We start from the raw sequence: 13,665 nt of genomic DNA, 5'->3' as shown, positions 1-13,665 counted from the left end.
TTTCTGGTGTAGAACATTAGCAAAACACCTTCCTTTTAAGTCCTTTTCTTTATTATAAAATGAAGAAATGGATGATTTAAGGAAAAAATAAAAGACTGTCGAGATTTTCTCGACAGTCTGAAAAGAGCCCTCGGCTCTTTTATTCTCCATAGTCAGGCGTATTGTGGCTTTGTTTTGGAGCAGGTTTCAGGTCCGGTTGATCTCCGTAAGCGACCGGAGCGCTCTCATATTGAAATTTCCTCCCGTCCGGTGCATTCTCTTTCAGCCAATCAAACTGTGCGCTTTTTTCTCCATCTGAAAAATTGTATAAAGTGTGTGCAAATTCTTCCTTCTCATATTCTGTTGGAACCGTGCCCGGCACAATGACACCTTCTTTTTCTTCCAATTCCCTGATCGCAGCCAGCCATTGATTTTGGTGCATTGTATCTCTTGCCAAAAGAAAGCCGAGCATATCTTTTACACCCTTGTCATCCGTCATCTCATAGAGCCTGGCGACCTGCAGGCGGCCTTGTGATTCTGCATTGACATTTGCACGCAGGTCGGCAAGAAGATTGCCGCTCGCCACAATATACCCTGCATTCCATGGAACGCCCGTGCTGTTTTCCGGCATGGCCCCGAGACCCGAAACGATCGCATGATGCGGGTTCATGCCGCTCATGATTGAACCGATCACAGGATCTTCGGCCGCTTCCTCCTGTTCATAAACGGGGGCATCTTCAAGCAGGCGTGCAATCATCGTCGCAATCATTTCGACATGCCCGATTTCTTCAGCGGCGGTATCCATGATTAAGTCTTTGTATTTTTCATTTCCCCTCGTATTCCAGCCCTGGAATAAATACTGCATAGCAACGGAAATTTCGCCGTATTGGCCGCCGAGAATCTCCTGCATTTTCTTTGCGAAGACAGGGTCCGGCCTTTCAGGCTTAGCCGGGTATTGCAGAACCTTCGTATGTTTGAACAAATGAATCACTCCCCTTATTTATGCGGCTGTTTTTGATTTAACCGGAGAGGCTGATCATCAAACGTTACAGTATGCCGTGAATGTGTTGCAGATGGATGTTTTAAGCATAATAAAAGAAAAAGGAGCGTTTTTTAGATGACGATCACAACTACTTCACATCGGCCCTTTCCGCTCCCGAAAGGGTCCTGGATAATGGCACAGACGTGGAACGATGTATTGTTCGCTCATTGGCCTGTTGAACCTGCGGCCATTCGCGGGAAAGTACCGGCGGCCTTGGAGCTGGAGACGTTGAACGGAAAGGCTTGGATCGGCATTCTGCCTTTTCTGCTGACAGATCTGCGGGCCCGCTTTTTGCCGCCCATTCCTGTCATCAGCAGATTTCCTGAGGTGAATATCCGAACATATGTCACATATCAAGGTGTACCAGGCGTTTATTTTTTCAGTCTTGATGCCGGATCACGTTTAGCCGCCTTGAGCGCGAGGCATTTTTTCCATTTGCCATATTTTCACGCAGACATTGCCTTTAACAAAGAAGACAGCCGGATTCGATTCTTCAGCAGAAGGTCTGATGCAAAAGCTGTCTTTCACACCAGCTATGGTCCGCTGTCAGATCCCTTCAGCGCCCAAAAAGGAACGCTCGAATACTGGCTGACGGAAAGATACCGGCTGTACACTGCACACAATCGCCGGATCTACTATGAAGACATCCACCATTCGCAATGGACGCTTCAAGAGGCCGAAGCAGAATTTCACCAAAATACAGCGGCGGCAGCGAGCGATCTCGTATTGCCTCATACCGCCCCGCTCCTTCATTACGCTAAAAAGCAGCACGTCTTATTTTGGGCGCTTCAAGGGGTTTAGTGATGGGATTGAAAAGAAAGCCGAATAGTGAAATACCAGCTACTCCATATCAAGAGGGGTTAAAAGAAACACTAAATTCTACATAAAAAATAACGCAGAAGACAGGCAAATTATTTATTGATTCATGACTAACAAAAAACCTCCAGATGAATGCCGATCTTGCATTTATTACAAAAGGAAGAGTAAAATACTCTTCCTTCAGCGTATCGACAAACCCTCGCATTCATTGTCAGACCTGCTAAGTCGGTGCTCACGGATGATAACGAGGTTCGGCGGCTAATTGCGCAGGCGTCCTGCCTGAACGCCGCCGTCATCACATCCTGTGAAAGTTTGCTCCGATGCTCGGCCTTCCTAGACTGCTTCCTTACGGCTTAAGCGGGCTTTGAAATGTCGCTTAATGCCTTCCCGGCTTTCTCATCCGCAGCATTTGTTACGGAAAGATCGCCCAACGCGACAATCCCTTCCAAGCGTCCCTCTTCAACAATGGGCAGTCTGCGAATTTGGTGTTTTGCCATCAGATCACTGGCTTCCTCAGCCGACATGTCAGAATGGCCTGTGACCATTTCAGTGCTCATCACATCTTCGGCCGATGCATCGATGGCGTTTTCTGCTACACATCTGATCACAATATCACGGTCTGAAACGATCCCCAACAATGTTTCATTTTCGCAAACAGGGATTGAATCAACCTCTTGATCACGCATTTTGCCTGCGATTTCTGTTACGGATGCAGATGGTTCACAGCATGCGACAGCGGTTGTCATGATATCCTTCAGTTTCATTTCGGCTTCCTCCTTTATCAGCGGTTTAGTATGTGCTTATCCGCTAAAAACGGAGATTAAACATATTAAAAGCCGTCCTTTCTTTTTTTGTCTTTTAATAAATCACCTGTCCAGCCCTTCTTTTTCAAATATAAATAGACAAGAACGGTCGATAAAAAAATCAGAATCAGCGAAAACAAGTAGCCGTATTTTAATGATAGTTCAGGCATGACTTCAAAGTTCATCCCCCAAAGAGCGCCGAATGCCGTCATCGGTGTAAAGATCGTCGTAAAGATTGTCAGAGCTTTAAAGATCTCATTCCCACGATGGGAAGTCACCACTTCTTCGGAATGAAGCAAATAATTGATTTCATTTGCATATTCTTTGATCAAATCAATGCCTCTGTCGATCCTGCAAAAGGTGCGGCGTTGTTCAATGGCAGCGAAATCCTTTGATAAAAATGCTTCTTTGATGCCCATTCCGATTTTTTTCATAGATAAAATCAAGCTTCTCATGATCAACAGCTCATGGCGCCGCTGATGAATGAGTTCAATGATGCTTTTGTTATTATCATGGTGAAATCCCCATCTTAATTTTTCAAGCTGCACTTCAAAGTGCTCAAGCTCATGCAAATACACTCTCATTAATTCCCCCAGTAACACTAAAAACGCTTCTGCTGCATCATGACATCTCATCAATTGTTCATGCAACCGCTGGAGGCTGACCTCTGCGAAAACGGAGAAATCTAAATTCATCGTGAAAAAATAGTTTTTTGTTAAATAAAAATGAAAAGCTGAGCGGTCCTGCTCCTCTTCTGGTTCCTGATCATAAATATAAGAACCGTAAAGGGCTTCCCTGTCTTTGGCGGCAACATTGAGATCCAAGCAATTGATATTGGTTGAAGGAACGCCTTGAAACCATTTCCGGCATCCCGGCCAGTGATCGGATCGAATCAGCCCTTGTGCCTCTGCCTTTTCGTGAGGGCCAAGCTGATACCATGTCCAGCCATCTCCCTGAAATACTCTCATCTTCTGATCCCCTCCTCTTAAATCCAGCCCATTTGCTTTATATGTCTTTGCCCGCCTTTTGCACAAATAAACATGTTTGCCATGTGTGAGGAGGTGGAATGTAGCGAGTATGATGTTTTCATAGAAAAGGAGGTGTGCGCCTTCTTTTTTTCAGAAGGCCTGGCATTGGAAGTTTTGAAGCTGATCGCTGTAGCCGTTTTAATTGCTTTGACGGGATTTTTCGTGGCGGTTGAATTTGCCATCGTTAAGGTCAGACGAACAAAGATCGACCAATTGGTCATCCAGAAAAAAAGGGGCGCGCTTGCTGCCAAAGAAGTCACCTCACACCTTGATGAATATTTGTCAGCCTGTCAGCTCGGCATCACAGTGACGGCGCTCGGTCTCGGCTGGCTTGGTGAGCCGACGATGCAAAGCTTATTGCATCCCCTTTTGACTGCACTCGGTTTGAATGAGCCGGCGACGCATATTTTTTCATTTCTTTTCGCTTTTTTATCCGTCACTTACTTGAACGTCGTCATTGGAGAACTGGTGCCTAAAACCGTTGCCATTCAAAAAGCCGAGATCGTGACACTTCTGTTTTCTAAACCAATGACTTGGTTTTATCGAATCATGTTTCCGTTTATATGGCTGCTCAATCATTCGGCCCGCATGATCACCGGCATTATCGGAGTGAAGCCGGCCGGAGAACATGAGCTGGCCTACACGGAGGAAGAACTGAGAACACTCCTGTCAGAGAGTTATCAAAGCGGAGAGATCAACCAAAATGAATGGAGATATGTGAACAATATTTTCAAATTTGATGAGCGAATGGCTAAGGAAATCATGGTGCCGAGAAATGAAATGAACGTCTTATCCCTGGAAGACGGGATACAAAACGTGAAACGGCTGATCAAACAAACCAAGCATACCCGTTTCCCCATCATGCAAAAGGACAAAGACCACATTGTCGGAATGATCAATATAAAAGAACTGCTTCTGGCGGAGCTTGCAGGCGAGTTCACTATGGAAGCCGAGCAGCTAAAACCTTATATCCATTCCGTCATCTACGCCATTGAAACTGTTCCCGTGTACAAGCTGTTCGTTAAAATGCAGAAAGAACAAATCCACATGGCGGTTCTTTTGGATGAATACGGCGGAACATCAGGCCTGGTGACCATCGAGGATATTGTGGAGGAAATTGTCGGTGATATTCGTGATGAATTTGATACAGAGGAAGTATCCGATATTCGCAAACTCAAAGAAGATTATTACATCATGAGCGCCAAGGTACTGGTCAAGGATGTAAACGATCTGCTTGGGATTCATTTAACTGATGATGAAATCGATACAATCGGCGGCTGGTTTCTCACACAAAACATCGAAAGCAGGCCCGGAACCGAAATCGAAAGTGAAGGGTACCTTTTTAAAGTGAAAGAAATGGACGGCCGTCGGATCGTGTGGATTGAAGTGACAAAAGTGGCATGAATCCGGCGATTCATTTTATTCGCCCCCGCCCTATCTGCTTTTCTCCCTAAAAACCATGTGAGGAAATCTAACATAGTCATCATGTTATCTTTCTTTAGTCACTATAATGAAAGAATAAAAGAATTTGAACTACTACGGAGGAATGATACATGCAGATGGGGGATACAGTATTTATGTTCTTTTGCGCGCTGCTCGTGTGGCTGATGACGCCGGGCATCGCTTTATTTTACGGAGGCCTGGTCAGAAGCAAAAATGTGCTGAGCACTGTCATGCACAGCTTATCATCGATTGCCATCGTCTCACTGATATGGATTCTATTCGGATATTCTCTCGCTTTTGCTCCGGGAAACCCTTTGATCGGCGGCTTGGAATGGATCGGTTTACACGGAGTCGGATTTGATCCGAATCCAGATTACTCGGAAACGATCCCGCATACGCTCTATATGATGTTCCAGTTGACGTTTGCCGTTCTGACGACGGCGATTATTTCCGGAAGCTTCGCTGAACGGATGCGCTTTCCGGCCTTCATCCTTTTTTCCGTGCTGTGGGTCGTGTTCGTCTACTCTCCTGTCGCCCATTGGGTATGGGGCGGCGGCTGGCTTGCCGAGCTCGGAGCGATCGACTTCGCCGGAGGAAACGTCGTTCATATCACATCAGGTGTCGCCGGCCTGATCGTCGCGATCGCGCTTGGCAAACGAAAAAATATCAGCGACACCGCGCCTCATAACCTGCTTTTGACATTGCTGGGCGCTGCGCTGATCTGGTTTGGATGGTTCGGTTTTAACGTCGGAAGCGCATTGACGATTGATGAGGTCGCCATGACGGCTTTTATCAACACCAATACAGCGGCGGCCGCGGGCTTGATCGGCTGGGTTTTGGCGGAATGGCTGATCAATAAAAAACCGACAATGCTCGGAGCCGTTTCGGGAGCGATCGCCGGACTTGTGGCGATTACGCCGGGTGCAGGGTTTGTCACGCCTTTTTCATCCGTCTGCATCGGCTTGATCGGCGGAGCCGTCTGTTTTTGGGGTGTGTTTTTCCTAAAAGAAAAATTCGGTTATGATGACGCACTTGACGCCTTCGGGCTTCATGGCATCGGCGGAACCTGGGGCGGGATTGCGACAGGCCTGTTTGCCACAACTTCAGTCAATCCGGCGGGAGCCGACGGACTTTTCTACGGAAATGTCAGCCTGCTGTGGAAACAACTGATTGCCATTGGTGCAACATATTTGTTTGTCGCAATCGTGACTTACGCTATTATTAAGGTAGTCGGTATCATCTTTACACTCCGTGCCTCAGAGGATGAGGAGACGCTCGGCCTTGATCTGACGATGCACGGCGAAAAAGCGTATCAAGATTAATTTGTCAAGGAGTGATGGTATGAGCGGTCAAATGTACAAAGTGGAAATTGTAACTCGTCCTACAAACTTTGAAAAGCTGAAAACGGAGCTGGCCAAAATCGGAGTCACTTCAATTACGTTTTATAATGTCCACGGCTGCGGTCTGCAAAAAGGACATACAGAGCTATACCGCGGCGTCAAACGCGAAAGCAATGTATATGAAAGGTTAAAAGTCGAAATCGTCGTCAGCAAGGTGCCCGTCGAAAAAGTGGCCGAGACGGCGCAAAACGTCCTGAAAACCGGAGAGCCCGGAGACGGCAAAATCTTCATATACGAAATCAAAAACACCATCAACATCCGTACAGGCGAAGAAGGTCCTGACGCTTTATAAAGCAAAGCTCCCGGGCGAGACATGACCCGGGAGCTTTGCTTGTGTTACAGGATGTCATCAATGATGCCGTATGCCTTCGCTTCATCCGCATCCATAAAATAGTCGCGTTCCATGTCGGCTTTTAACTTTTCAATAGGCTGACCCGTCCGCTCATGGAAAAACAGCTGTATTTTTTCCTTCAGCTTGATGATCCGCCTTGCCGAAATCTCCATGTCGGTCGCCTGCCCTTTAACACCGCCGAGCGGCTGATGGATCATGATTTCGCTGTTTTTAAGGGCATACCTTTTCCCTTTCGTTCCGCCCGCCAAGAGGATCGCTCCCATGGAAGCCGCCATTCCCACACAAATGGTGCGGATGTCCGGCTTCACATATTCCATCGTGTCCAATATTGCATAGCCGGCCGATGTTGAGCCTCCCGGGCTGTTGATGTAAATCGAAATATCCTTTTCATCATCCTCCGCTGACAAAAACAGCAGCTGGGCGGTGACGCGATTGGCCAGGTCATCCGAAAATTCCGAGCCGATCATAATGATGCGATCCTTGAGAAGCCTTGAAAAAATATCGTATGACCTTTCTCCCGCCGCTGTTTTTTCAATAACATAAGGAATGGTATTCATTGCCTTTACCTCCTAGGCAGCACACCTCAGCATGCTTTGGCAAGACGGCTCTGAAGCCCCGGAAAGCCAAGTCTTTTTCGCATATTCAAGCAGAAAATCGGGGTTGTGGAACAAAACCGCCTGAACGAGCAGCCTGCCGTATTCGTGATCCTCTTCTGCCGCCTCCCTTTGAATTTCATCTTTAGAAAGGCCTTTCAGCCGCTGGCGTGACCTGAATAAAAGCGATTTGACGGACGATTCGGGTTTATTAAGCGCTTCGGCAATTTCGTGCAGCTGAAAGGAAAAGACATCCTTGAGCAAAAAAATGGTTAACTGCTTCGGCGTCAGGACATCTGAAAGCTTTTTCAGCAAATGCTCGAACTCATCGGCCGCTTTGATCGTTTCTGTCGGCTCGGATAACGGATGCTCAGGCGAGAGAAAGCACTCCCGCTTTCTTTTTCTGAGCCTGTCGATCCATTTATGCTTCGCCACCGTTTTTTGATAAGCATGTGAGGCGTCTGTTTGATTGATTTCCATTAATTTCAGGAATGTATCCTGAACCAAATCTTCGGCATCCCATTTGTCGCCGGTGATTTTCATACAGTACTTCATCAGCGCTTTTTGATTTAACTCATTCATGAATGAATTCACACTCCTTAAAGAGGCCTCTTACTTTAATAAACGGATGACTCCGCAGATTTGATACGGGGTTTTAACATATTGTAGCAAAAAAAAAACGCCTATCATGATGATAGGCGCTAAAACCGCATATGGTTTACTGCTGGTTTGTATCTTCTTTCTGGGTCTCATCTTGGGTTTCTGAGCCCTCAGAAGAATCTTCACGTTTCGTTTTTCCGTCTTTGTCATCTTTTTGCTCTTTGGCTTTTTCATCCGTTTTTGCTTTTTCTTCAACAGAAGGCTGTGCAGGCTCTTTCACTTCTTCAGAAGCCTGTTTCTCGATTGCTTTTTCAATGCTTGAAACCGGCTTGTCCATGAAGTTCAGCGGGTTTAATGCCACTCCGTCTTTGCGGATTTCAAAATGAACGTGGTTTCCGCCTTCTTCATTGTAAAGGTTTTTGCCTGCTTTTCCGATGACTTGATTTTGCTCAATTTTGTCGCCTTGTTTGACGCTCACTTCAGAAAGAGACTGATACACCGTTGATAAGCCATCTTCATGTTCCACCTCAACAACGTAGCCCAGTACAGGGTCTTTTGCAGCTTTGATAACCGTACCGCTGAGAGATGCGGAAACATCGAATGTTTTTCCGTCTTTCTCAGCCAAGTCGATACCTTTGCTCATGCTGTACGTGTTATTATAGTTTACAAGTGCTGCTTCTTTCTCTTCTTTAGTTGCGTCTGTTTCAAAAAACTTTTTAACGACAGAAACATTCTCAGAATCAACAACCGGCATCGCGACATTTTCTACTGGTTTTCCTACTTCTACCGCGTCATCACGGTTATCATATGCTGATTTGTTGCCATCATCTGTGAGCTGGTCTTTCACATCGTTATTGGATGCAGATTGATACCAGAGAACGGCAGTTAATACAACGACTGCACTGCTCAGATAAATGGCTGGAAATACCCAGCGTTTACGAAAAAACTGTTGTAGCTTTGTGATTTTGGAAGTACGATTCTTTTCTTCCTCTTTCATAACTCATCACCTCAGCAACATTCTGAACACTTTTCAGAAAATATATACATTTACAAAAAACTTTTTTTCTGATTCGTATTTTCAGAAAGCCTCATGATGATGCAAAAACGAAGGCTGAGGTGAACATGAAATTGGGGCGTGATATAGACAACGAGCCGATTTCATGTTCATGATCAATTCAAACGAAGAAAGGACAGAGCGCATGAAATTACGCATCGCCAAGCAATCAGACCTTGCCGAAATCGTCGATATCTACAACTCCACAATCGCTTCTCGAATGGTCACGGCAGATATCGAACCGGTGTCACCGGAAGAAAAAATGAATTGGTTTTTAAACCACACCGAAGCACGTCCCCTTTACATCGTCGAAAACGAAGCGGGGGAAACGATCGGCTGGATCAGCTTTGAATCGTTTTACGGTCGGCCCGCTTATGCCAAAACCGCCGAAGTCAGCATTTACCTCCATGAAGCCCACCGCGGAAAAGGGATGGGTTCTAAAATATTGCAAATCGCGCTTGAAGCGGCGTCTAAGCTGGGAATTCGTTCTTTAATGGCTTTTATTTTTGCCCACAATACTCCGAGCATCAGGCTTTTCGAAAAGCACGGGTTTGCCGAATGGGGGCATTTCCCCGGGATCGCTGAAATGGACGGGAACCGGTACGACTTGAAAATACTCGGAAAAGAACTAAATGAAAGCTGACGGGACACAAAAAAAGAGCTGAGATACAGCTCTTTCCTTCATTATTCAGCTAATCTCTGTCTTCTGTTTTCCTCTTCATTTAAAAACTCCAAAAAGCTTCTCATCACAGTAAACGGCTCTTCTTTGACCGCCCGGACATAGCGGTTTTTCCGATCGTCAGGAAGCACTTCGCTTTTTTGCATCCGGTCCAAAATATAGGTCATCACCGTCTTCTGGACATTTCTTTTTTGGTGGGACGACTCTTTGAGCAAAGCCATTCCAAAAGCGGCGCCGATGGCGGCGATGCCGATTTTAATATACGATTCCGTTCCGAAAGACACCTGGCCCCAGAATGTTGAGAGATAAATAAGCGAAGCCAAAAGCAGCGGAATGGCCACAAACAGAAAAACGAGCCTCTTCTTTAAGATCGGGGCAGCGACCCGCTTGAGATTATCCAATTCTTCCTTCATAAAGGCCGGCATTTGATTAAATGTTTCAATATCCATAAAAATCCCTCCTGCATTCGTTAAGAGACCTTATTCCGGTAATAAATCCGATTTCTATATTTATATCGTAACTTAGTTCCAACATGTTTTACAGTTTTTTGCCTTATCTTCCTTTTCGAAAGAAACTTTTCTGTTTTTGATCCGTATATCATGAGATAGTTGCTTGAAAAGGGAGTAACTGATATAAATGGAATGTATAAAAACAAATCCGTCTTGCGAGGTTCAACATGGATATTATTAAAAATATTAGCATCACATCGATATTTCTCGGTTTTATATTAGTAATAAATACACTTTTGGCAATCGTTGTGATTTTTAGAGAACGCCGCGATGCAAGCGCCTCCTGGGCCTGGCTTCTCGTTCTCTTCTTCATTCCCGTCCTCGGATTCGGCCTTTATTTGCTGTTCGGCCATAATTTAAGCCGGAAGCATCTCTTTCAATGGGAAGACCGGAAAAGAATCGGGATGGAAAAAATATTGGAGCAGCAGCTCGCTAAGCTGAAAAGCCGCGAATTTGCATTTCGCAATAAAGCGACGGCAGACAGCAAAGACTTAATTTATATGCACATTGTCAATAATCACGCCGTTTTCACAGAAGACAATGCCGTTGAATTGCTGACCGACGGGCGCCAGAAATTTGACCGCCTCCTCCGCGATATTGAAAACGCCAAAGACCATATTCATCTGCAATATTATATTTATAAAGGCGATGATATCGGAAAAAAGCTGCGCGATGCGCTCGTCAAAAAAGCAAAAGAAGGTGTGGAAGTCCGCGTTCTGTACGACGAATTGGGGTCGAGAAGCTTGCGAAAGAGCTTTTTTAAAGAGCTGATCAAAGCTGGAGGCTATGTCGAAGTGTTTTTCCCGTCGCGGTTTAAATTTATCAACCTGCGCATGAATTACCGCAACCACCGCAAGCTGGTCATTATCGACGGTATCATCGGATATGTCGGGGGATTTAATGTCGGGGACGAATACCTCGGCCTGAACCCCAAGTTTGGCTATTGGCGGGATACGCATCTCAGAATCAAAGGAACCGCCGTCCACTCCATTCAAACGCGGTTCATCCTTGACTGGAATCAGGCCTCACATCACCATGACATTACTTATATGCCAAACCACTTCCCTGAAATCGACTCTTGCGGAAACATCGGCATGCAGATTGTCACAAGCGGACCGGATTCGGAATGGGAACAGATCAAAAACGGCTACATTAAAATGATCTCGACGGCCAAACGGTCCATTCTGATTCAAACGCCTTACTTCATCCCTGATGCAAGCCTGCTCGACGCGCTCAGGATCGCTTGTTTGTCGGGAGTTGACGTCAGAATCATGATCCCGAACAAGCCCGACCATCCTTTTGTGTACTGGGCGACTTTTTCTTATATCGGCGAGCTTCTGAAAGCAGGTGCAACAGTATTCATTTACGATAACGGCTTTATTCATGCGAAAACGATTATCGTGGATGAAGAGATTTCATCAGTCGGAACGGCCAATATTGACATGCGCAGCTTCAAGCTGAACTTTGAAGTCAACGCCTTTTTATATGACGAGGAAATTGCCAAAAGCCTTGTTCTATCATTCGAAAAAGACCTGCGAGTATCGAAGGAGCTGACGATTGAAGAATATCAAAACCGAAGCAGAAACGTCCGTTTCAAAGAGGCCATTTCCATTTTGCTGTCACCGATTTTATAGAATGGCAAAAGCAAATCCCCCTGGGTGTATCCAGGGGGATTTTTTCCGGGTCTGTTATTCTCCTGCCGCCGGGGCATCATGGGCTGCCGGCGAAGAGCGTTTGCCGGTGCTGGGGGCGATGTCGGCATCACGGATGCTAAGCGCGAAGCAAAAAGCGGCTGCTAGGAACCCCGCCGCACCGAGCAAAGCCGCCCGGTAAGCCGCAAAATCCGGCGCAAAATCCCCCGAATGCCGGCTCATGAGGGCAAGCAGGCAGCTCAAGGCCGCAACCCCTAAAGCCGAACCGAGCCGATTTTGCACATGAAACAATGTCGTCGCCCGCCCCATTGAAGCTGATGAAATGTTGGCGAAAGAAGTGATCTGCACCGCACCGACCGCTTGACCCAAGAAAAATCCGGCCAAAAACAGCAGCATCCTCAAAAACCATGGATTTGATCCCGGGCCGGTCAAGCTGATCAGCGCAAACATCACGGCGGCGCATAACAATGCGGCAGAAATCAGCCGGCGCGGACCAAATTTTGCAAGCGTCCGGGGCATCACCTGGGAAGCAAGCATCAGCCCCAGCGCTTCAGGAAATGTGATCAGCGCCGTATCCAAGGCCGAATAATGGAGCACTTCCTGATACATCAGCGGAAACACATAAAGCATACCGAGCAGTCCCGCGGCGGACAACAACGAGATCATGCTCATCGTTCCAAACACCCGCTCAGACAGCAATCGCAGATTGAGAAGCGGCTGCTGAACCTGAAGTTCGACAAATACGAGCGCTGTCAAAAGAATCAGTCCTCCGATCGCGGCAGCAAGTACAGCAGGTGAAGCGAATCCCCGCACAGGGGCCTGGCTAAGAGCAAAAATCGCCAGCGCCATTCCCGGCGCCGAGAGAAGAAATCCCGGCAGATCGAACCGTTCCGCCTTTGATTCAATATGCTCGTCAAGGAACAGCATCCCGAAGAGCAAAATGATGATCCCGATCGGAATATTGATATAAAAAATCCAGCGCCATGACAGCTGATCAGTCAAAAATCCGCTGATGATCGGCCCGAGTGCCGGAGCAACGGCGACCGGAAGAACAAGAAGGCGGGAAACTTTAGGTCGCTCATGCGGCGGAAACGTTCTGAACAGGATCGCCATTCCCACCGGCGTCATCAGTCCTCCACCTGCCCCCTGGATGACGCGAAACAAATTTAAAGCCGCAAGATGATCGGCAAGCCCGCATAATGCAGATGACGCCGTAAACAGACCAAGCGCGATCAGAAATATCCGTTTTGTCCCCCAGCGGTCGCCGAGCCAGCCGGCAACCGGAAGGCAAACGGCGAGGCTGATTAAATAGCCGATATTGACGATGGCGGCTGCCGACGGAGGTGTCTGGAATTCATTGATGATGGCCGGAAGCGCCACATTGACGACGCTCGCATCCATTGCGGCCATAAACATCGCCGTCACATATACGACACTGACAACCGTCCTTTGATTGAACGGTCTCATGTTCACTCCTCACCGCCGTGAACTCCGAGAGCAGGCTTCAGACTGTTCGGGCGCAAATCGGCCCAATTCGAACTGATGTATTCCTGACAAGCGCTTCGGCTGTCTTCTCCAAAGACCGTCGTCCAGCCGGCCGGCACATCAAGAAAGGCCGGCCAGAGCGAGTACTGGCCTTCATGATTCCTTAAGACGACATATGCGCCGTTTTCATTCTCAAAAGGATTCGTCATCTTTTTCTCTCCCTTCTT

At 46.9% G+C, this 13,665-nt stretch carries 15 protein-coding genes; 6 read left to right on the top strand and 9 right to left on the bottom strand.

Going from position 1 to position 13,665, the window contains the following annotated elements:
* Positions 1–139: 139 nt before the first annotated feature.
* Positions 140–961, bottom strand: a complete 822-nt coding sequence (locus tag ACINLD_RS12340) for a manganese catalase family protein (RefSeq protein WP_077736047.1) — start codon at positions 959–961, stop codon at positions 140–142.
* 135 nt (positions 962–1,096) lie between these two features.
* Here ACINLD_RS12340 and ACINLD_RS12335 point away from each other — a divergent pair, with 135 nt between their 5' ends.
* Complete coding sequence (locus tag ACINLD_RS12335; RefSeq protein WP_077736046.1) at positions 1,097–1,822, top strand: YqjF family protein; 726 nt, start codon at positions 1,097–1,099, stop codon at positions 1,820–1,822.
* A gap of 371 nt (positions 1,823–2,193) precedes the next feature.
* Here the strand turns inward: ACINLD_RS12335 and ACINLD_RS12330 are convergent, their stop codons facing one another.
* Positions 2,194–2,604, bottom strand: a complete 411-nt coding sequence (locus ACINLD_RS12330; RefSeq protein ID WP_077736045.1) for a CBS domain-containing protein — start codon at positions 2,602–2,604, stop codon at positions 2,194–2,196.
* A gap of 65 nt (positions 2,605–2,669) precedes the next feature.
* Entirely contained in the window at positions 2,670–3,611 is a 942-nt protein-coding gene (locus ACINLD_RS12325) for a magnesium transporter CorA family protein (RefSeq protein ID WP_026589044.1), read from the bottom strand.
* Between the two features lie 165 nt (positions 3,612–3,776).
* Between ACINLD_RS12325 and ACINLD_RS12320 the strand changes: the two genes are divergently transcribed.
* From ACINLD_RS12320 to ACINLD_RS12310, 3 genes are all read left to right on the top strand, one after another.
* Positions 3,777–5,075, top strand: a complete 1,299-nt coding sequence (locus ACINLD_RS12320; protein ID WP_077736044.1) for a hemolysin family protein — start codon at positions 3,777–3,779, stop codon at positions 5,073–5,075.
* 149 nt (positions 5,076–5,224) lie between these two features.
* The gene (locus ACINLD_RS12315; RefSeq protein WP_026589046.1) at positions 5,225–6,436 is read left to right on the top strand and encodes an ammonium transporter; all 1,212 of its coding nucleotides are present in this window, start codon (positions 5,225–5,227) and stop codon (positions 6,434–6,436) included.
* Positions 6,437–6,455: 19 nt separating this feature from the next.
* Positions 6,456–6,806 (top strand): P-II family nitrogen regulator, encoded by a 351-nt coding sequence (locus ACINLD_RS12310; RefSeq protein WP_003185936.1) that lies wholly within the window; start codon positions 6,456–6,458, stop codon positions 6,804–6,806.
* Between the two features lie 44 nt (positions 6,807–6,850).
* Here the strand turns inward: ACINLD_RS12310 and ACINLD_RS12305 are convergent, their stop codons facing one another.
* From ACINLD_RS12305 to ACINLD_RS12295, 3 genes are all read right to left on the bottom strand, one after another.
* Positions 6,851–7,423, bottom strand: coding sequence for an ATP-dependent Clp protease proteolytic subunit (locus ACINLD_RS12305; protein ID WP_026589047.1), 573 nt, complete (start codon positions 7,421–7,423; stop codon positions 6,851–6,853).
* A gap of 12 nt (positions 7,424–7,435) precedes the next feature.
* Entirely contained in the window at positions 7,436–8,041 is a 606-nt protein-coding gene (locus ACINLD_RS12300) for an RNA polymerase sigma factor (protein ID WP_077736043.1), read from the bottom strand.
* Positions 8,042–8,177: 136 nt separating this feature from the next.
* Positions 8,178–9,056, bottom strand: coding sequence for a M23 family metallopeptidase (locus tag ACINLD_RS12295; RefSeq protein ID WP_026589049.1), 879 nt, complete (start codon positions 9,054–9,056; stop codon positions 8,178–8,180).
* 202 nt (positions 9,057–9,258) lie between these two features.
* Here ACINLD_RS12295 and ACINLD_RS12290 point away from each other — a divergent pair, with 202 nt between their 5' ends.
* Positions 9,259–9,756 (top strand): GNAT family N-acetyltransferase, encoded by a 498-nt coding sequence (locus tag ACINLD_RS12290; protein WP_077736150.1) that lies wholly within the window; start codon positions 9,259–9,261, stop codon positions 9,754–9,756.
* A gap of 41 nt (positions 9,757–9,797) precedes the next feature.
* Here ACINLD_RS12290 and ACINLD_RS12285 read toward each other — a convergent pair whose 3' ends face one another.
* Entirely contained in the window at positions 9,798–10,241 is a 444-nt protein-coding gene (locus ACINLD_RS12285; protein ID WP_026589051.1) for a YwnF family protein, read from the bottom strand.
* A gap of 245 nt (positions 10,242–10,486) precedes the next feature.
* Between ACINLD_RS12285 and cls the strand changes: the two genes are divergently transcribed.
* Entirely contained in the window at positions 10,487–11,935 is a 1,449-nt protein-coding gene (cls, locus tag ACINLD_RS12280) for a cardiolipin synthase (RefSeq protein WP_410207016.1), read from the top strand.
* Positions 11,936–11,989: 54 nt separating this feature from the next.
* Here cls and ACINLD_RS12275 read toward each other — a convergent pair whose 3' ends face one another.
* Together ACINLD_RS12275 and ACINLD_RS12270 are read right to left on the bottom strand one after the other, a co-directional pair.
* The gene (locus tag ACINLD_RS12275; protein ID WP_410207013.1) at positions 11,990–13,420 is read right to left on the bottom strand and encodes a DHA2 family efflux MFS transporter permease subunit; all 1,431 of its coding nucleotides are present in this window, start codon (positions 13,418–13,420) and stop codon (positions 11,990–11,992) included.
* Between the two features lie 2 nt (positions 13,421–13,422).
* Positions 13,423–13,647: an MbtH family protein gene (locus tag ACINLD_RS12270; RefSeq protein WP_026589054.1), complete on the bottom strand. Its 225-nt coding sequence runs from the start codon at positions 13,645–13,647 to the stop codon at positions 13,423–13,425.
* Positions 13,648–13,665: the final 18 nt, after the last annotated feature.

The organism is Bacillus sp. z60-11, from assembly GCF_046464135.1.
Taxonomy (GTDB): domain Bacteria; phylum Bacillota; class Bacilli; order Bacillales; family Bacillaceae; genus Bacillus; species Bacillus sonorensis_A.
This window is presented reverse-complemented; position numbering and strand designations above follow the sequence as displayed.

Bases quoted from the DNA above. Each gene is read 5' to 3' on its own strand.
- ACINLD_RS12335 (WP_077736046.1), top strand. From the start codon at position 1,097: ATGACGATCACAACTACTTCACATCGGCCCTTTCCGCTCCCGAAAGGG.
- ACINLD_RS12330 (WP_077736045.1), bottom strand. From the start codon at position 2,604: ATGAAACTGAAGGATATCATGACAACCGCTGTCGCATGCTGTGAACCA.
- ACINLD_RS12325 (WP_026589044.1), bottom strand. From the start codon at position 3,611: ATGAGAGTATTTCAGGGAGATGGCTGGACATGGTATCAGCTTGGCCCT.
- ACINLD_RS12315 (WP_026589046.1), top strand. From the start codon at position 5,225: ATGCAGATGGGGGATACAGTATTTATGTTCTTTTGCGCGCTGCTCGTG.
- ACINLD_RS12310 (WP_003185936.1), top strand. From the start codon at position 6,456: ATGAGCGGTCAAATGTACAAAGTGGAAATTGTAACTCGTCCTACAAAC.
- ACINLD_RS12305 (WP_026589047.1), bottom strand. From the start codon at position 7,423: ATGAATACCATTCCTTATGTTATTGAAAAAACAGCGGCGGGAGAAAGG.
- ACINLD_RS12300 (WP_077736043.1), bottom strand. From the start codon at position 8,041: ATGAATGAGTTAAATCAAAAAGCGCTGATGAAGTACTGTATGAAAATC.
- ACINLD_RS12295 (WP_026589049.1), bottom strand. From the start codon at position 9,056: ATGAAAGAGGAAGAAAAGAATCGTACTTCCAAAATCACAAAGCTACAA.
- ACINLD_RS12290 (WP_077736150.1), top strand. From the start codon at position 9,259: ATGAAATTACGCATCGCCAAGCAATCAGACCTTGCCGAAATCGTCGAT.
- ACINLD_RS12285 (WP_026589051.1), bottom strand. From the start codon at position 10,241: ATGGATATTGAAACATTTAATCAAATGCCGGCCTTTATGAAGGAAGAA.
- ACINLD_RS12275 (WP_410207013.1), bottom strand. From the start codon at position 13,420: ATGAGACCGTTCAATCAAAGGACGGTTGTCAGTGTCGTATATGTGACG.
- ACINLD_RS12270 (WP_026589054.1), bottom strand. From the start codon at position 13,647: ATGACGAATCCTTTTGAGAATGAAAACGGCGCATATGTCGTCTTAAGG.